This is a genomic window from Flavobacterium sp. 120 (assembly GCF_003633605.1).
Taxonomy (GTDB): Bacteria; Bacteroidota; Bacteroidia; order Flavobacteriales; family Flavobacteriaceae; genus Flavobacterium; species Flavobacterium algoritolerans.
On the sequence record NZ_RBKZ01000001.1, the window covers coordinates 3,476,833 to 3,496,198 of the forward strand.

The following is a 19,366-nucleotide window of genomic DNA, read 5'->3' on the forward strand; positions in this document are numbered from 1 at the left end:
AGCGTAAAGTTTAAAGCGGAATTGCTAACTTTTCATAGGTTTCTATGGAAACAGTAAACATTAAACCTTAAACTTTTTTACCTTTGCTAAAATAAAACAAAAAAATGTCAACTGAAGAAAAATCACTCCATTTTATAGAACAAATCATAGAAGACAGTTTATCAAACGGTTTTCCCCAAGATAAATTACGTTTCCGTTTTCCACCAGAACCTAATGGGTATTTACACATAGGTCATGCCAAATCGATTTGCTTGAATTTTGGATTGGGATTAAAGTACAATGCGCCAGTTAACTTACGTTTTGACGATACAAATCCTGCCAAAGAAGAGCAGGAATATGTAGATGCTATAAAAGAAGATTTACAATGGTTGGGCTTCAATTGGGCCGAAGAAAGATATGCATCGGATTACTTCCAACAATTATACGATTGGGCTGTAAAAATGATTAAAAACGGTAAAGCTTATATTGACAGTCAATCTTCAGAGGATATGGCTGCGCAAAAAGGAACACCTACACTACCTGGAGTTGATGGACCTTACAGAAACCGTTCTATCGAAGAAAATCTTACTTTGTTCGAAGGAATGAAAAATGGAGATTTTGAGGAAGGAAGCCATGTTTTACGTGCTAAAATTGATATGACTTCGACTAATATGTTGATGCGTGATCCATTGATGTATCGTGTTTTACACCGTCATCACCACAGAACAGGAAACGATTGGAAAATCTATCCAATGTATGATTTCGCACACGGAGAAAGTGATTATATAGAACAAATTTCACATTCTATCTGTACGTTAGAATTTGTCATGCACAGAGAATTATACAATTGGTTTTTGGACCAAATTTATGATGACTCAAAAGTAAAACCGCATCAATATGAATTTGCGCGTTTGAACTTGAATTACACCGTAATGAGCAAGCGAAAACTGTTGCAATTGGTACAGGAAAACATAGTAAATGGTTGGGATGATCCAAGAATGCCAACTATTTCAGGATTAAGAAGAAGAGGGTATACAGCCAATTCTATTCGTAAGTTTTGTGATATAATTGGTGTTGCCAAAAGAGAAAATATAATCGATTTTTCACTTTTGGAATTTTGCTTGCGCGAAGATTTGAATAAAACTGCTCCAAGAGTTATGGCGGTTTTAGATCCGATAAAATTAGTAATTACGAATTATCCGGAAGATAAAGAAGAATGGCTGGAAGCCGAAAATAATCAAGAAGACGAAAGTGCAGGATTTAGAAAAGTTCCTTTTTCAAAAGAATTATTTATTGAAAGAGAAGACTTTTTAGAAGATGCTCCGGCTAAGTTTTTCCGATTGAGTTTAGGCAGAGAAGTACGTCTTAAAAACGCGTATATCATTAAAGGAGAAAGTGTTGTAAAAGATGCTGCTGGAACAATTACAGAGATTCATGTAACGTATGATGAAGATAGCAGAAGCGGAAGTGGGAGTGAAGCCAGTCAACGGAAAGTAGCTGGAACCTTGCACTGGGTTTCTATACAACATGCTTTAGAAACAGAAGTTCGTCTCTACGATCGCTTGTTTATTGATGAAGCACCAGACAGTCATAAAGAGAAAAATTTCTTAGAATTCATGAATCCTAGTTCGTTACAAATTGTAAAAGGATTTGTAGAACCAAGTTTAGCAACGGTTCAATCTGGAGAGAAATTCCAGTTTCAACGTTTGGGTTATTTCAATGTGGATAAAGATACAACCGAAGGTAAAATTGTCTTTAATAAAACCGTTGGATTGAAAGATGCTTGGGAAGAAAAAGGCAAAAAAGAGGAAAATTTATTGATGAACACTCAAAAAGAAATCAATAAATATGTAAAAGAAAAGGATGAAAACAACGCGATTTTGATTTTAAACAGCATTGTTGAAAACATAAAAAGTATTGATAATTACAGTTTAATTATTCAGACTATTGTCAAAAATATCAAGAATGATAATAACTCCTTGTTGTTTTCTAATTTAATTTTACATCATTCAGATAAAGTTCAAGTAAAAGACATTGAAGAAGAAGCTTTGACAAAATTATACACGATGTCGTTAAAAAGTCAAATGGCAGCCGTTAGAATTTTAGCTGTTGAAAATTTACAAAATGATTTGAATAATTTTAGTCTTTTCGAAACACAACTTTCAGAATTAAAAACGAACGAGAAAAACGAGAAAGTGTTACAATTATTAAATGATCTTAAATTTTAAGACTTATTTTTTAAATAGATTTTATCAATTAAAAGCTCTCTTCTTAGAGGGCTTTTTTTTATTATTGTAATTTCTTATAAAAAAAGTATTTTTAATAATTATTTCCAATTAAAAACGAGGCTCATAAATTGATTTTAAGACAGTTTTTTAAAACAAATAACAATCAATATAGAATTCAAACAAACAGTAAACAGCTCGCTTTTATTTGCTTTTTGCCTTGTAAAATTACACTTTAACGAGTTGTTAACGGGTTGTTGTTAATAAATCCGTATCTTTATGAAACAAACTTTTAAAATTAAGAATCATGTCGAATAATACGGGAAATACATTATTGGCTCTTTTGACAGGAGCAGCTATTGGAGCTGGAATCGGAATTTTATTTGCTCCGGATAAAGGTTCTAAAACAAGAGGAAAAATTAAAGATGGTTTTGATGATGTTAAATGTGAATTAAAAAATAAATTGGACAACGCATCTTTAGAATTGAAAGATAAATTCACAAGTGCAAAATATGACTTAGAGGAAACTTATGAAGAACTGGTTTCAAATATGAGTCACAAGACCGAAGATGTAATTTCATTCTTAGAAGAAAAATTAGCGGAGCTAAAGAGGCAGAACGCAAAACTTCAAAAATAATTTTGATTTACCTATTGTATCAAATCCTAAAAACAAATCCATGGCCTTTGAAGAACTAAAAGAAAATACAGAAAACATTCAAGAACAAGCCAAAGCTTATTTAGAAAGTACTGTGGCGTATTATAAATTGTGGGGTTTCAAGGTTGCAATGAAATCAACAACGATGATCATAAAATTTTCATTGATTTTATTGTGTTTCAGTATGGTTTTATTGTTTTGTTCTGTTGCCGCTGCGTTAGCTATAGGTATCGCTTTAGATAGTTACGCTTTGGGATTTTTAATCGTTGGAGGAGTTTATCTTGTGATTACAGGAATTTTATTTTCTATAAAAGATAAAATCGTTGAAGGACCAATTTTAGAGAAATTTTCAGAAATATTTTTTAACGACTAACTTATGGAAACCAAAAAATATTCTTCGTATGCTCAAATTGAAAGGGAACTTGAAATTTTAAAGATTGAACAAGAAATCAGTTATCAGAAATTGGCTTATGGTTTTCAAAAAACAAAAGAAAGCATAACACCAATGAATCTAGTAAGTGGAGTTGTTGGTTCTTCTTTATCGGCCTTTTCAGGGTCTTACGGAACAATCTTAAACATTGCATTACCGTACGTAATCAAATGGATTAAAAAAATAAAAAGAGGCAATTAAGCCTCTTTTTTATGAATTCTAGTAAATTATTCTTCTGTTTCCGGGCTTTCTGGAGCTTCTGGTTTTTCAGGAATTTCTATATTTTTTTCTCTTCTTGAAGTTCCTTTTTCACCTCTTTTTTTCATCAATTCACCCACTTGATTCGAAGCACTGAACGAAGCAATCATATTGTTGAGCATGTCACTTCCAGCTTGTGGAGAATTAGGCAATAAAATCAGATTTGAATTTGCGTCAGCGCCAATAGCTTGCAGTGTATCATAATGTTGTGTCACTACAATCAATGCCGAAGCTTCCTGAGAATTTATCCCAACTCTGTTCAAAACATCTACACTTTCTACTAAACCTTTGGCAATTTCTCTTCTTTGGTTCGCAATACCTTGTCCTTGTAATCTTTTGCTTTCGGCTTCAGCTTCGGCTTTGGCTACAATTCTAATTCTTGATGCTTCAGCTTCAAATTCAGCTACCGTTTTTTCTCTATCAGCCGCATTAATTCTATTCATGGCATTTTTCACTTGAATATCCGGATCAATATCTGTTACCAAAGTATTGATAATTGTGTATCCGTAAGTAGTCATGGCTTCATTCAATTCTCTTTTTACAGCAATGGCAATATCATCTTTTCTTTCAAAAACATCATCCAATTTTAATTTAGGAACTTCGGCACGAACGACATCAAATACATAAGAAGTAATTTGATCGTGTGGATATTCCAGTTTATAAAAAGCATCATAAACGGTCTCTTTAATAACCATAAATTGAACTGAAACTTTAAGCTTAACAAAAACGTTGTCTTTAGTTTTTGTTTCAATGATAACGTCTAATTGTTGAATTTTTAGATTCACACGTCCTGCAATTCTATCTATCAAAGGAATTTTTAAATGCAAACCGGATTGTCTGATACTTAAAAATTTTCCAAATCGTTCTACAACAACAGCTGTTTGTTGTTTTACCGTAAAAAAAGAAGACAGTAAAATAAAGAACCCAAAGACTAGTAGGATAATTAACGCAATATTCATAATATTTTTTGTTTTTAGTTAAAAATTATCTCACAATTTACAAAAAAACTTTAGGTTTGTCTTTGTAAATTTCAATTATATGAGAAAGATATCGTTTACTTTATTTTTTGTTTTCATTTCCATAACAGCCTTTTCCCAATATAAATACAGGGATTCAAATAGGATAGGAATCAGTTTTGGAGTCAATCAATTTACCCTGAACACTGATAATTTCCAAACTAAACCTGAATTGGGTTGGAATGCCGGACTTTCTATGCGGGGAAATTTCTATAATAATTGGGACATGGTGTATAACATTCAATTTAGCGAGAATAATTTTTCTGTTGCAACAAACACTTTTACTTTGGCTAAAGAAGATGTTAACTATAAATTGGCGTCAGCTCAAGTGTCTTTACAAGTGAGTTATAAACTTGTTGAAAATCATTTGAGTATTGAGTTTGGACCCATTGTTCAAGTAAATGGAAAATTAAATATTGATAATACAGATGAAAATAATGTTATATCTGGTACAACGTTGTTAGCTAAAGATATTAGAGAAATTTCAAATTTTAATTTTTATCCAACGGTTGGAATCACGTTTGGTGTTCGTCATTTCAGAGCAAATGTTTCCTATCAATATGGTGTCAATAACATGCTTGAAAACTTGAACAACAAGAATTTAGGAGTAAATTTCAAAGGGAATCCAGGAATACTAAACGGGAATTTGATTATTTATTTGTAAAAAAAAGCTCCCAACTTGGGAGCTTTTTAGTCTTTATTTAAAATTTAAGTTAACTATGGTAAGCATTATTATACTTATTTAAATAGGTATTAATTCTTTCAAATTGTGTTTTAGTTGTTTGAACTTTCAAGTATGTTTTTAAAATACCTAAATTGTAATTATCAATCACTTCTCCTAATGATGAATTCAAAAAAGATGATGATAAAGTCATATTAGAATCAATTTCTAGAAGTATTGATTCTTCATTTCTAATTGCTTTTGTAATAACACAAAACAATTTTACACCTTCAGAGTTCGTTTCTGTATTAGAAACAATACTACTTAATAATATTTTTGTTTGAGTTTTCATAGTGCAAAGTTATATAAAAAGAATGTTATATTGTTAAAAAAATTGTTAATAAAAAATTACCAATCAAATATTTCGTCTTCTTCATCAATTTTTTCTAGTTCTAATGTATTAATTTCTACTTTAATTAATGTGCCTAAAAAATTAAATTCAGTTTCTATTAAATCATATTCTTCACCAAATATTTTACATAAATAACCATTGTTTGAAAAAATAGTTAATGCTCCTTTATAATTCTCGGTAAAATCTAAAACATTACCTAATCCAAAACCTCTATTTTGCGGAGTTGAGTGTGATGAAACGCCTGTTATTAGAGCACCTTTGATTGCGATACTATCCTGAGTTTGCATTTTATTAATGGATTTATTATATCTATTCATTGATTCTGCTATTCCGATACCAAAATCACAAACAGAAAAGGATAATATGTTTTTTTTAGGAAAATATTCTGTTATAATGTATCCATTTACACTTGAATAAGAATGATCGAATATATTGTTAAAAACTTCTGTTAAATTAAGAGATAATAATACTAAATCTTTATCTTTAAATATCCCTTTATAATATCTAGTAGCGTATGTTGTATAGTCCACTATCATTTCTTTAGATATATGCCATAAGCATAAAGTTGTATCATTATTTGTAACTGTAAATCTATCTCTATTAAATTCAGGATTCCAATAATTTTTGAATTTTATATTTTCCAAATAAGTTAATAATGAATCATCACCATTTTCAAACTTAATAGTTTTTCCGCTATTTGCAAATGAGTCTAATAAACAAGCTAAAGCTACTATGTCGTCAGTATCTAAAAAAGTGATTGTATTTAAATCTATTATTATATCATCAAAATCCAAATTTACTAATTTAAGTGAATCATTTATAAATGAAAACCAAGATTCAGAAGTATGATCATTTGGTACACAAATTTTTAATTTCGTCATAGTATTTCACTTATTGCTTTTTGAATTCTGTTAATCGTTTCGTCTTTTCCAATTACTTCAACGATATCAAATAGGTGAGGACCTTTCAGCGCGCCAACCAAACTCAAACGAAATGGTTGCATTACTTTTCCCATTCCAATTTCGTTTTTCGTCATCCAATCTTTGACAATGGTTTCTATATTCATCGAAGTGAAATCAGTGATTTCTTCCACAACAGAAATTAATTCCTGCATTAACGCCGGAGTTTCTGCTTTCCAATTTTTGCTTGCTTTTTCATCATAAGCAGTTGGAGCTACAAAAAAGAAATCGCTCATTTCCCAAAATTCCGAAACAAAATGCGCGCGTTCTTTGATTAAAGAAACCACTTTTGTTAAGACACTTTCATCAACAGAAAATCCTTTTTCAGCCAAAATAGGAGCATAAGCTTTCGCTAAAGTTGCATCTTCTTGCTTGATTAAATACTGGTGATTGAACCATTTGTTTTTTTCCGGATCAAATTTAGCTCCAGATTTATGAACTCTGTTCAAGTCAAATGCTGCAACTAATTCTTCCAGCGAGAATAATTCTTTATCGGTTCCGTCATTCCAACCTAATAATGCTAAAAAGTTGATTACTGCTTCCGGGAAAAATCCTTTTTCTCTGTAACCTGATGAAACGCCTTCTGCGGTTTTCCAATCCAATGGAAATACTGGAAATCCCATTTTGTCACCATCACGTTTGGATAATTTTCCGTTTCCAACAGGTTTCATAATCAATGGTAAATGTGCAAATTCTGGTGCTTCCCAACCAAATGCTCTGTACAATAAAACGTGCAATGGCATTGATGGCAACCATTCTTCACCACGAATTACGTGAGATGTTTCCATTAAATGATCATCCACAATATTAGCCAAATGATAGGTTGGCATTCCGTCACTTTTGAATAATACTTTATCGTCTAATAGATTTGTTTCAAATTTCACGTCACCCCGAATAATGTCATGCAAATGCAACGTTTCGTTCACCGGAGTTTTAAAACGAATGACATAATGTTCTCCAGCAGCAATTCTTTTAGCAGTTTCATCTGCAGAAATCACCAAAGAAGTGTCCAGTTTTTCTCTGTTAGTATGATTGTATATAAAGGTTTTTCCTTGTTCTTCTTCTAGTTTTCTTGCTGCATCCAAAGCTTCTGCTGTATCAAAAGCATAATACGCATTCCCGGAATTGATTAATTCAGCAGCATATTGTTGGTACAAATCTTTTCTTTCGCTTTGACGATATGGACCAAATTTTTCATTTTTACCAATGGTTTCATCTGGCGCAATTCCTAACCATTCCAGCGCTTCCATGATATATTCTTCGGCACCAGGAACAAAACGGTTTTGGTCTGTATCTTCAATTCTAAGGAAGAATACACCATTGTTTTTTTTGGCAAACAAATAATTGAATAATGCGGTACGAACTCCGCCAATATGTAAAGGTCCAGTTGGACTTGGTGCAAAACGCACCCGAACTTGTTTAGACATTGCTGTAAATTTTTTGCGAAGATACAAATTCGATTACTCAATTGGATTATCTGAAAATGAGATAATGTAAGATTAATGAGTTTGATGATTTTTAACATTTCTTTATTCATATAAATTATTACTTTTATTGGTTACAAAAAACAAAGCATAAATTTTGGAAAATCAGCAATTTATTTATCAAAAACTAGAAGCTTTCATCAGGAAGTTTTATACGAACGAATTGATACGAGGAACTATTTTCTTTATCGGTTTAGGATTGTTGTATTTTCTATTTACGCTTTTTGTCGAATATTTTCTTTGGCTCAAGCCAATGGGAAGAACCATTTTGTTTTGGACTTTTGTTGGAGTAGAAGTGTATTTGTTGTTTCGTTTTATTTTGTTTCCAATTTTTAAATTATTCAAACTTCAAAAAGGAATCGATTACAATCAGGCTTCGGCAATTATTGGAAATCATTTTACAGAAGTGAGCGACAAGCTGACTAACTTTTTGCAATTGGCGGATTCTGATATTCATCAGAATAAATCGGAACTATTGGCCGCATCGATTGAACAAAAAGCGAATGCGTTGCAACCAATTCCTTTTGGGAATGCCATTAATTATAACCGAAACAGAAAGTATTTTCCTTTGGCTTTAATTCCAATATTATTGTTTGCTTTCTTTTATGTCTCGGGTAACAGCAACATGATTTCTCAAAGTTTGAATAGAGTAGTACATTTCAATTCGGCTTTTCTGCCGCCGGCTCCTTTTAAATTTGTAGTTCTTAATTCGAATTTACAAACGGAGCAAGGAAAGGATTTTATCCTTCGAATAAAAACCGAAGGAAAAATTGTTCCTGAGAATGCGATAATTTTTATTGACGACGAAAGTTATTTTATGGAATCATCTAAAGCTGGAGAATTCCAATTTAAGATGGCGAAGCCTTCAGAAAATATTTTGTTCCACGTGGAGGGAAATGCTATTTCTTCTCCAGATTATGAATTGAAAGTGATTACGGTTCCGTCGATAGCTAATTTTGAAATGCAGTTGAACTTTCCTTCGTATTTGAATAAAAAATCAGAAACTATAAAAGGAACAGGAAATGCCGTTATTCCGGAAGGAACGCGTGTGACTTGGAAAATGAATACGCAAGCCACAGAAAATGTAGCGTGGATGGATGGAATTTCAAAAGCTACTTTTTCGAAAACTGAAAACACCTTTGTTTTATCTAAAAATATAGTTCAAAATACAGATTATCAAATATTTACTTCAAATGATAAGGTAAAAAACTACGAAAAACTTAATTATCAGCTTACTATTGTCAAAGATCAATTCCCAATGATTAATGTGAACAACGCACCGGACAGTTTGAAGGTGGCTAAGAACTATGTTTTAGGTCAAATCTCGGATGATTATGGTTTGTCTAGACTTCAGATTGTGTATTACGAAAGAGAGAAACCACAAACTGCCAAACGTGGAACAATTGCTATTAAGAAAAGTGCTTTTGACCAATTCGTATTTTCGTTTCCAAGTAATCTTCCGGTGGAGCAAGGCGTGTCTTATGATTATTATTTCGAAGTTTTTGATAACGATGCCATCCATAATTTCAAAAGTACAAAGTCTTCCGTTTTCTCTAATCGTGTTGCTACAAATGAAGAAAAGGAAGATCAAATTTTGCAGCAGCAAAATGATAACATTAACAGTTTAGAGAAGTCTTTAAAAAACCAAGATAAGCAAATTTCTGAAATGGAGAAGTTACAAAAAACTGGAAAAGAAAAAGAAAATCTGGATTTTAAAGATCAGCAAAAAGTAAATGATTTCATCAAGCGTCAAATGAAACAGGATGAGATGATGAAAGAATTCACTAAAAAAATGAACGATAATTTGGAGCAATTCAAAACCGATAAAAAGGATGAGTTGAAAGAAGAGCTTCAAAAGCGAATGGACAAAGCCGAAAAAGAATTGGAAAAAAACCAGAAGCTTTTGGATGAATTGAAAGAACTGAACGATAAAATTCAGAATGAAGAACTGCTGTTTAAGTTGGATAAATTCAAACAAAACAGTAAAAACCAAACTAAGAATTTAGAACAGTTGGTGGAGTTGACAAAGAGGTTTTATGTAGAAAAGAAAGCAGAACAATTAGGTGACAAACTGGACAAGCTTTCTGATAAACAAGAAAATTTATCTAATGATGAAAAGGAAAACAAACTGGATAAACAAGAAGACATCAATGCTGATTTTGATAAAATCCAAGAAGATTTAAACGATCTTGAAAAAGAAAATAAGGAATTGAAATCACCTTTGGATTTACCAAAAGATGATGCTAAAGAAAAAAGCATTGACGAAGATTTAAAGAAAGCGTCTGAGGAATTGAAGAAAGACAAAAAGGACAAAGCCAAACCAAATCAAAAAAGCGCTTCTAAAAAGATGAAAGAGATGGCGCAAAAAATGGCACAAACTTTGGAGCAAGGTGAGATGGAACAGTTGCTGGAAGATGTGGCCATGTTGCGACAAATTTTAGATAATTTATTAGCGTTTTCTTTATCACAAGAAGACTTGATGAATCAGTTTAAAAAGCACAAATCAGGGTCTCCGGCCTTTAATAAAAATATCAAAATCCAACAGGATTTAAAGCAACAGTTCAAGCATGTTGATGACAGTTTGTTTGCAATGTCGTTGCGTAATCCAAAAATTGCTGAAGACATAACCAAAGAAATTGGCAATGTAGTTTACAATGTAGATAAGTCTTTATCTAGTTTAACCGATGCTCAAGTTCCAAAAGGATTGTCACACCAACAATATACTGTTTCTGCGGCTAATAAACTTGCAGATTTTCTAAGTGATATGCTTAACAATATGCAAATGCAGATGTCTGGAATGGGTTCTGGGAAACCGAAGCCAGGACAAGGACAAGGAATGCAATTGCCTGATATTATTAAAAAGCAAGAAGGTCTTGGCGAGAAAATGAAAGATGGAATCAAAAAAGGGGAGAAACCTGGAGTAGGTCAAAAAGGACAAAATGGCAAGCAAGCTAAAGCTGGAGAATCCGGTCAAGAAGGCGAGGGTGGAGAAGGCGATGCACAAGCTATAATGGAAATTTATAAAGAGCAAAAGCAATTGCGCGAAGCATTGCAAAACGAATTGAATAAACAAGGATTGGGGGGTAATGGACAAAGCGCTTTGGAACAGATGAAGCAAATTGAAAAGCAATTACTGAATAAAGGTTTTAAGAACGAAACACTTCAAAAGATACTGAATGTAAAACAGGAATTATTGAAATTGAATTCTGCTATACAACAACAAGGAGAGGAAAATAAGCGCCAATCTGAAACCAATAAAAAGGAGTTTAATAATCAATCTAATGCGCTGCCAGCTGCTTTATTAGATTATTTGAATAGCATAGAAATATTAAATAGACAATCCTTACCTTTGCGCTCGAATTTTAATCAAAAGGTTCAAGAATATTTTAATAAAAAATGATCAATTTTAATTACGAAACCGACTTTAATTTAGACAACGAAGAAGCCATTGAGGCTTGGTTGGGAAATGTTATTACTTCAGAAAACAAGAAAGAAGGAGAGATAAATTACATCTTTTGTGATGATGAATATCTGCACAAAATCAATGTTGAGTATCTCGACCATGATACATTAACAGACATTATCAGCTTTGATTATTCTATGGGTAATGAATTGCACGGAGATATTTTTGTTTCTGTTGAAAGAGTAAAAGACAATGCCGCTGATTTCAATGTTTCTTTTGAGGAAGAATTAAAGCGCGTTTTAGTTCACGGGATTTTACACTACTGCGGTTATAAAGACAAAGGGGAGGCTGAAGAGTTCCTAATGCGTTCTAAAGAGGATGAAAAAATAGCTATGTTTCACGTGGAACAATAGCACTGTTTTTGTTTTTTAAATCTAAAGTGTTTCACGTGGAACATTTAGTATTGGTTTAAAAATAGGTTTATAATGTTTCACGTGGAACAAAATACAGATTTCAAAATTACAATCCTGAATAAGGATTAAATTATAAAAGAAGATGTTTCTAAATGAATATGATGTAATCGTTGTGGGTGCAGGGCATGCTGGTTCAGAAGCTGCAGCCGCTGCCGCAAATTTGGGTTCAAAAACCTTGTTGGTTACAATGAGCTTGCAGAATATTGCGCAGATGTCATGTAATCCAGCGATGGGTGGAATTGCCAAAGGACAAATTGTGCGTGAGATTGATGCGCTTGGAGGATACTCGGGAATTGTTTCGGACAGGACTGCAATCCAGTTCAAGATGCTGAACAAGTCCAAAGGTCCTGCAATGTGGTCGCCGCGTGTTCAAAGTGACCGTATGCGTTTTGCAGAGGAGTGGAGAATGATGTTGGAAGGAACTCCAAATCTTGATTTTTATCAAGAAATGGTGAAAGGTTTGATTATTGAAAACGGAAAAATAAAAGGAATCCGAACTTCGCTTGGAGTAGAGATTCGGTCTAAATCGGTTGTATTGACCAATGGAACTTTCCTGAATGGTTTGATTCATATTGGTGAGAAACAATTCGGTGGAGGAAGAGCAGGCGAGAGTGCCGCGTATGGAATTACCGAAGATTTAGTTGCAGCTGGTTTTCAATCAGGACGAATGAAAACGGGAACGCCTCCAAGAGTTGATGGACGTTCTTTGGATTATTCAAAAATGAACGAAGAAAAGGGAGATGCTAAACCGGATAAGTTTTCCTATTCGGATGTGACTTCTCCGTTGATTCATCAAAAGTCTTGTCATATGACGTATACGTCTCTTGATGTTCATGATATTTTGAGAGAAGGTTTTGATCGTTCACCAATGTTCAACGGAAGAATAAAAAGTCTTGGACCAAGATATTGTCCATCGATCGAAGATAAAATTAATCGCTTTGCTGATAAGGAAAGACATCAGTTGTTTGTAGAGCCAGAAGGATGGAATACGTGCGAGGTTTATGTAAATGGATTTTCCACATCGCTTCCTGAGGATATTCAATTCAAAGCATTGAGTTCTGTTGCTGGATTTGAGAAGGTGAAATTCTTTCGTCCGGGTTACGCAATCGAATATGATTATTTCCCGCCGACACAATTGAAACATACTTTGGAAACAAAACTTGTTGAAGGTTTATATTTTGCCGGACAAATAAACGGAACTACAGGATATGAAGAAGCAGCATCTCAAGGATTGATGGCTGGAATAAATGCGCATTTAAAAGTGCATGAAAAAGCACCATTAATTTTAAAAAGAGACGAAGCCTACATCGGGGTTTTAATTGATGATTTAATTACCAAAGGAACTGAAGAGCCATACAGAATGTTTACCTCTCGTGCAGAATACAGAACGTTGTTGCGTCAGGATAATGCCGATTTCAGATTAACACCAATGTCACATGAAATAGGTTTGGCTTCTGAAGCGCGTTTGCGCAGAATGGAACACAAATTAAATGAGTCAGAAAAAATGGTGGCTTTCTTCAAAGAAACGAGTGTTTCGATTGCGGAAGCAAATCCTATTTTAGAATCAAAAGATACGGCGTTGATTACGCAAGGAGATAAAATGTTTAAAGTATTCTCTCGTCCGCAAATTGATTTGGAAGATATCATGAAATTTGAAAAGGTTGCAGCTTATGTTGCAGAAAATGATTTGGACCAAGAAATTTTGGAACAAGCCGAAATTCAAGTGAAGTATTCGGGTTATATCGAGAAAGAAAGAAACAATGCGGATAAATTGACAAGATTGGAAGATGTAAAGATTCCAGAGAACTTTGACTATGAAAAAATCAAATCGATGTCAATTGAAGCCAAGCAAAAATTAAGCAAGATTCGTCCGGTAACCATTTCTCAAGCATCAAGAATCAGTGGTGTGTCGCCAAGTGATGTTTCGGTGTTGTTGATTTATATGGGACGATAAGATTTAAGATTGTTGATATAGGATTAACGATTTTTGATTTAAATCTGCAATCACAAATCGTTAATCAAAAATCTTAAATCAACTGTTCCACGTGAAACTACGTTGTGAAGCCTTGTTATAATTGAAGAATCACAAAAATAAATAATTCAGCCCTGAAAGCATCCGTTGGTGTTTTCAGGGTTTAGTTTAAAATTAAAATATAAAAGCACTATTAATTAATGGACATTTCAAACCAACAGCCTTTTTTAACCGTTAAAGATTATTCTGTTTCTCAGGAAATTTTCGAATTGTATCATGATGATAAATTGGAAATGCTGATTACGTCTCCGCAACCCAGCTTAGAAAATTTAGGAAAGTATTACGAAAGCGTGGATTATATTTCGCATACTGACAGCAAAAGGTCTCTGTTTGAAAAAGCATATCATTTTGTAAAAACTATTGCGCTGAAAAACAAATTGAATTTAATCAATTCACTGCAATCGAATAAAGGAAGCATTTTAGATATTGGTGCCGGAACAGGTGATTTTTTATCTGTGGCCAAAGAAAACGGATGGCATACGATAGGAGTAGAGCCAAGCGAAAAAGCAAAAGCGATTGCAAAAAAGAAAGGCGTTTCATTTGTTGGAGCAACCAGCGAATTAGACAATCATTCTTTTGATGTGATTTCGATGTGGCATGTTTTAGAACACGTTCCTAATTTAGAAAACCAAATCAAAGAACTGAAACGATTATTAAAACCAAATGGAACTTTAATTATTGCTGTTCCAAATTTCAAATCTTTCGATGCAAAACATTACGGAAAGTTTTGGGCTGCTTATGATGTGCCAATTCATTTTTGGCATTTTTCTAAAACGGCAATAAAATTGCTTTTCGAAAAAGAAGAAATGAAATTGGTAAAAGTGCTTCCAATGAAATTTGACTCTTTTTATGTGAGTTTACTTTCGGAAAAATATAAAACAGGTAAAATGAATTATATAAAAGCCTTTTTTGTTGGATTACAATCAAATTGGGAAGCGAAGAAGAATTTTGAGTATTCTTCACACATTTACATCCTAAAAAACAACTAAAAATCATTTTAAGCGCATTTAAGCGCGTTTTTTGATGAAATCGAGGGTGATTATCGGATTTTTAGACTGATTAGTTTATTTAAAAGATATGAACGTCACTTTTGATAGTCATAAATTATGTGTTCATTAATCACAATAATAAAATCTTATATCATAAATATGTAGCATTTTTTAAACTTTATGTCAATGCTGTCTATTTTTTTATATTTTTGTCACCAATACTTAAAATTAGAAATTAACCGAAATGAAATCGAATATTCAAGAATACCAAAAAAGTAATATTAAAAATATGAGTAAAAAAGCATTAGTAATTATCGCACTTTCAATTTCACTTGTTGCTTGTAATAAACCTGCAGAAGTTAAAGAAGTAAAAACAGCTTACGTAGACACTTCTGAATTAATGAAAGAATATACAGAGGCAAAAGACCTTGAAGCAAAATATAAATCAAAAGCAGAAGAAAAAGGAAGACAATTAGAAGCTGAAATTGCAAGATTTAAGCAAGAAGCAGCAAGTTTTCAATCTCAAGCACAAGCAAACGGTCAAGCTTGGGCACAACAAAAAGGTGCTGAATTGCAAAAAAGAGAGCAACAATTAGGTTATGCACAACAAGCATTGTCTCAAGAATTGCAACAAGAAAGCGGAAAAGAAATGGATTCTTTAGTAAGCGGAGTGAAAAAATTCATCAAAGCTTACGGTAAAGAAAAAGGATATGCATACATCTACGGTACAGGTGACGCTGCTTCAATTCTATACGCTGAAGACAAATTTGATATCACAAAAGAAATTATCAAAGCCTTGAACGACAAGTATAAAGCTCCTGCTAAAACAGAAGAAAAAGCAGAAGCTAAAAAATAATTTTTTTATATTAATTCAAAAAATTGCCTTCGTCTACCCTTAGATTGAAGGCATTTTTTTTGAAGCTATCGGGGCTAAAAAACATTGGAATTATTAACATAAAATGTTTTCCAAAATTAAAATAGTATTCCTAATTTTCAATACTTTAGCTTTACATATACACGCCTAATGCAAACCATTTCAGAAGCCGCCGCTTACACCTTACGATTCATCAATCAAACCCATCGATCCGTTTTCCTGACAGGGAAAGCAGGAACGGGAAAAACTACCCTTTTACGGGAAATTATCCAAACCACACACAAGAACACTGTAGTTGTGGCACCAACGGGAATTGCTGCGCTAAATGCTGGTGGTGTAACGATTCATTCCATGTTTCAGTTGCCGTTTGGAGGGTTTATTCCGGATAATTCATCGCCTCAATTTTCTGAAAGCACTAAATTTGAAACCAAAGCAACGCTGCGCAGGCATTTCAAAATGAGCGGTTTGAAGAAATCAGTAATCCGCAATATGGAATTGCTGATTATTGATGAAGTGAGTATGCTTCGTGCTGATTTACTGGATGCTATGGATTATATGATGCAAACGGTACGTAAAAAAAACAGTGCTTTTGGTGGCGTTCAGGTCTTGTATATTGGCGATTTATTGCAGTTGCCACCGGTAATTCGGGACGAAGAATGGCGTACGCTGAAAACCTATTACAAAGGAAAATTCTTTTTCCATTCGCATGTCGTGCAGCAACATCCGCCTTTATACATTGAATTGTCCAAGATTTTTCGTCAAACTGATGATACGTTTATTTCGGTTTTGAATAATCTGCGCAACAACCAGATTTCCCAGCAAGACATTCAAACGTTAAACCAATACGTAAAACCTGATTTTGATTTAAAAGCAAACAAAGGATACATCACATTAACCACGCACAACAACAAAGCCGATTCTATGAATGCGCAGGCTTTGGAAGATTTAGAAGGAAAGTTGGTGACGTACAAACCGGAAATAACGGGAGATTTTCCAGATAAGATATTTCCCGTGGAACAACAATTGCAGTTGAAAGTAGGCGCGCAAATCATGTTTGTAAAAAACGATTTGTCGTTTGATAAGCACTATTTCAATGGAAAAATGGGTGTTATCAAATCGCTTTCTAGTCAGGAAATCCTGGTTCATTTTCCTGAAGAAAACAAAACCATAGAGGTCGAAAAATACGAGTGGCAAAACATCCGCTACAAAGTAGATGAAACCACCAAAGAAATTGAAGAAGAGGTTTTAGGGACTTTTGTGCATTATCCCATCAAATTAGCTTGGGCAATTACGGTTCATAAAAGCCAGGGATTGACATTTGATAAAGCTGCGCTTGATGTTTCGCAAGTTTTTCTTCCCGGACAGGCTTATGTCGCGTTATCGCGTTTACGCTCCTTAGAAGGGCTTATTTTGCTTTCTCCGCTGCGCATGAACGGTATTTCAAACGATCAGGATGTGATGGATTATTCGTTAAACAAAGCTTCGGATTCGTTTTTAGAGAATGCCTTGCATTTTGAAACCAAAAATTTCATCCATAACTATCTGATAAACACGTTCGATTGGAGTGATTTGGCTCAGGAATGGCGCAATCATAAATTCAGTTACAACGAAAAATCAGAAATATCAGAGAAATCCAAGCATGCCGTTTGGGCCAAAAAACAAACGGAAGTCATCGAACAGCTTTTGGATCCATCCAAAAAATTCATATCGCAATTGAATAAACTTTTTGGTCAGGAAACAGTCGATATGAATCATGTTTCGGAACGCATTCAAGCCGCTTTCAGTTATTTCCTAAAACCAATGGACGATTTGGTTTTTGAAATCCTTTGGAAAATAGAAGAAGTAAAACGCATCAAAAAAGTAAAAGCTTTTTACGATGAATTAATCGTGCTGGAAGAATTGCAAACCAAGGCCGTTCTGCGCTTAATGAAGGCTAAATTATTGATTGAAACCGTTGTTGCAGGAGAAACCATTTCGAAAGAGAAATTGACTTCCTCAGAAATAAAAAAATACATCAGCCGAAAAACGGAAGCCATACAAAATCAATTCAAGGAAGTAAATATAACACTGATTGAAGACGAAAAAGACGTGGAACGTTATACTTCGAAAAAATCAAAAATAGCAGCGCCTAAAAAATCAACGGTCCAGGAAACCTATGAATTATGGGTAGAAAAGAAATCAATTGAAGATATTGCGACAATCAGAGTGTTGACGAAACAAACGATTTACTCGCATTTTGTGAAGTTGATACAAACCAAAGCGGTATCCATTTCAGAAGTTTTACCGGAGGATAAAATGCAGGATTTGGCAGCTGCTTTTGCCGGATACAAAGAAGAATCACTGAATACCATGATGGAAAAACACGGTCATAAATTCTCTTGGGAAGAAGCGAGGATGTACAAAGCGAGTTTGAATTGAAGCAATAAAGCGCTAAAAATAAAAAACCCTATTCGGTAAGAATAGGGTTTTTGTTTTTATAGTGATTGAATCAATATCCAAGCCTCTGGATTGTGCTTTTCATTAATTTCTTTTTTTGCTTTTTCTGCTTCAGCAAATGTGGCGTAACTGCCATATAAAACTGGAAAATAACCATTTTTATTAGGAGCGATTCGTTTGGCATCATATCCTAAACGATTTAAAATTCGCAACGTTTTGTCTGCATTTTTTTCTTCTCTGTAGACTCCAGCCATAATGTGATACGGCATTTTTATTTCGGCAGTCGATTTTACGGAAAGTGTAACAGCAGGAACCGGACTTTCGATGAAGAAAGTGGCTTGCTGAATTTTATTTTGAACTTGTTTTTGAACGGCAGTTTCAACAAGAATCGTTTCTGAGGCGATTTGGTTTTGATACATTGGATAACCAACGCTTCCTGCAAGTCCTAATCCTAACACAAAAATAGCAGCGTATTTCAAATATGGATTTGCTGTTCTAGTATGTTCAGGAACCATTGTGATGGTTGCTTTTTCTTCGATTGCTTCTACTTCTTTTTCGAAGATTGCTCTTTTTACAAGTGGTGAAACAAAAGGAGCCAATCCAAAAGAACTGGTTAAATAATTCGTTTGATCATAAGGCGTGAAAACGATATTATGATCCGCGTTCAAACGAAGGTCACCTACATTTTTTATAGAAAAAAGTTGGTTTTCTTCTAATGCTTTTTTCCAATTAAAAACCTCATATTGAATCGCGCTTACCGCATACTCATAAGACGTTTTCTCTGCTAAAGCGATATGACTGGCCAATAAACCATCATTGTTTTTTAGATTAGCATTGAAAGCAATCATTTTTTTGGGTGGAGAAAATGAATTTGTACTTTCGTTTAGTTTAGCCGATTGAATTTCGGTCAAAAAAGCTCCGAAACCAGGAACGGTAACACATTGATAACGGTATAAAAGCTGCGCGATGTATAGTTCGATTTTCATACTTACAAAGTTATACAACCAAAATAGTTATCAAAATTTTATTCACAATTTTTATTAACAATCCGCATAAAAATTTATACATTTCACTCTCAAA

The 19,366-nt window shown here is 33.7% G+C and carries 16 protein-coding genes; 11 read left to right on the top strand and 5 right to left on the bottom strand.

What is annotated here, in order from left to right; all coding sequences use genetic code 11:
- Positions 1–104 precede the first annotated feature (104 nt).
- From C8C87_RS14955 to C8C87_RS14970, 4 genes are all read left to right on the top strand, one after another.
- Complete coding sequence (locus tag C8C87_RS14955) at positions 105–2,207, top strand: glutamine--tRNA ligase/YqeY domain fusion protein (RefSeq protein WP_121343138.1); 2,103 nt, start codon at positions 105–107, stop codon at positions 2,205–2,207.
- Positions 2,208–2,511: 304 nt separating this feature from the next.
- Positions 2,512–2,841 carry a YtxH domain-containing protein gene (locus C8C87_RS14960; protein ID WP_121343139.1) on the top strand — a complete coding sequence of 110 codons (330 nt, stop codon included), beginning with the start codon at positions 2,512–2,514 and terminating at the stop codon, positions 2,839–2,841.
- A gap of 40 nt (positions 2,842–2,881) precedes the next feature.
- Positions 2,882–3,232, top strand: coding sequence for a phage holin family protein (locus tag C8C87_RS14965; protein WP_099713947.1), 351 nt, complete (start codon positions 2,882–2,884; stop codon positions 3,230–3,232).
- Between the two features lie 3 nt (positions 3,233–3,235).
- The gene (locus tag C8C87_RS14970; RefSeq protein WP_099713946.1) at positions 3,236–3,490 is read left to right on the top strand and encodes a DUF6327 family protein; all 255 of its coding nucleotides are present in this window, start codon (positions 3,236–3,238) and stop codon (positions 3,488–3,490) included.
- Between the two features lie 26 nt (positions 3,491–3,516).
- Here C8C87_RS14970 and C8C87_RS14975 read toward each other — a convergent pair whose 3' ends face one another.
- Positions 3,517–4,506 (bottom strand): SPFH domain-containing protein, encoded by a 990-nt coding sequence (locus tag C8C87_RS14975; protein WP_121343140.1) that lies wholly within the window; start codon positions 4,504–4,506, stop codon positions 3,517–3,519.
- Positions 4,507–4,585: 79 nt separating this feature from the next.
- Between C8C87_RS14975 and C8C87_RS14980 the strand changes: the two genes are divergently transcribed.
- Positions 4,586–5,227, top strand: coding sequence for an outer membrane beta-barrel protein (locus tag C8C87_RS14980; protein WP_099713944.1), 642 nt, complete (start codon positions 4,586–4,588; stop codon positions 5,225–5,227).
- A gap of 49 nt (positions 5,228–5,276) precedes the next feature.
- Here the strand turns inward: C8C87_RS14980 and C8C87_RS14985 are convergent, their stop codons facing one another.
- From C8C87_RS14985 to gltX, 3 genes are read right to left on the bottom strand one after another with little or no spacing between them, the layout of a single operon-like run.
- The gene (locus tag C8C87_RS14985; RefSeq protein WP_121343141.1) at positions 5,277–5,576 is read right to left on the bottom strand and encodes a hypothetical protein; all 300 of its coding nucleotides are present in this window, start codon (positions 5,574–5,576) and stop codon (positions 5,277–5,279) included.
- Positions 5,577–5,632: 56 nt separating this feature from the next.
- The gene (locus tag C8C87_RS14990; protein ID WP_121343142.1) at positions 5,633–6,517 is read right to left on the bottom strand and encodes an ATP-binding protein; all 885 of its coding nucleotides are present in this window, start codon (positions 6,515–6,517) and stop codon (positions 5,633–5,635) included.
- Positions 6,514–8,022 carry a glutamate--tRNA ligase gene (gene gltX / locus C8C87_RS14995; protein WP_121343143.1) on the bottom strand — a complete coding sequence of 503 codons (1,509 nt, stop codon included), beginning with the start codon at positions 8,020–8,022 and terminating at the stop codon, positions 6,514–6,516. Before gltX ends, C8C87_RS14990 begins: the two co-directional genes overlap by 4 nt.
- Before the next feature lie 154 nt (positions 8,023–8,176).
- On the opposite strand from gltX, the gene C8C87_RS15000 reads away from it, so the two are divergent.
- The 6 genes from C8C87_RS15000 (at position 8,177) to C8C87_RS15025 (ending at position 18,268) form a co-directional block, all read left to right on the top strand.
- Positions 8,177–11,479, top strand: a complete 3,303-nt coding sequence (locus tag C8C87_RS15000) for a hypothetical protein (RefSeq protein WP_121343144.1) — start codon at positions 8,177–8,179, stop codon at positions 11,477–11,479.
- Positions 11,476–11,895: an rRNA maturation RNase YbeY gene (gene ybeY, locus C8C87_RS15005; RefSeq protein ID WP_121343145.1), complete on the top strand. Its 420-nt coding sequence runs from the start codon at positions 11,476–11,478 to the stop codon at positions 11,893–11,895. The genes C8C87_RS15000 and ybeY overlap by 4 nt, the downstream gene beginning before the upstream one ends.
- 142 nt (positions 11,896–12,037) lie before the next feature.
- Positions 12,038–13,909 (top strand): tRNA uridine-5-carboxymethylaminomethyl(34) synthesis enzyme MnmG, encoded by a 1,872-nt coding sequence (gene mnmG / locus C8C87_RS15010; protein ID WP_121343146.1) that lies wholly within the window; start codon positions 12,038–12,040, stop codon positions 13,907–13,909.
- 218 nt (positions 13,910–14,127) lie between these two features.
- A complete protein-coding gene (locus C8C87_RS15015; RefSeq protein ID WP_121343147.1) occupies positions 14,128–14,976 on the top strand; it encodes a bifunctional 2-polyprenyl-6-hydroxyphenol methylase/3-demethylubiquinol 3-O-methyltransferase UbiG in 849 nt (282 codons plus the stop codon).
- A 244-nt stretch (positions 14,977–15,220) separates the two neighbouring features.
- Positions 15,221–15,832, top strand: a complete 612-nt coding sequence (locus tag C8C87_RS15020; protein ID WP_233206852.1) for an OmpH family outer membrane protein — start codon at positions 15,221–15,223, stop codon at positions 15,830–15,832.
- A gap of 168 nt (positions 15,833–16,000) precedes the next feature.
- Positions 16,001–18,268 (top strand): helix-turn-helix domain-containing protein, encoded by a 2,268-nt coding sequence (locus tag C8C87_RS15025; RefSeq protein ID WP_121343148.1) that lies wholly within the window; start codon positions 16,001–16,003, stop codon positions 18,266–18,268.
- Between the two features lie 56 nt (positions 18,269–18,324).
- On the opposite strand, the gene C8C87_RS15030 is transcribed toward C8C87_RS15025, so the two are convergent.
- Positions 18,325–19,272 (bottom strand): SPOR domain-containing protein, encoded by a 948-nt coding sequence (locus tag C8C87_RS15030; RefSeq protein ID WP_121343149.1) that lies wholly within the window; start codon positions 19,270–19,272, stop codon positions 18,325–18,327.
- Positions 19,273–19,366 lie beyond the last annotated feature (94 nt).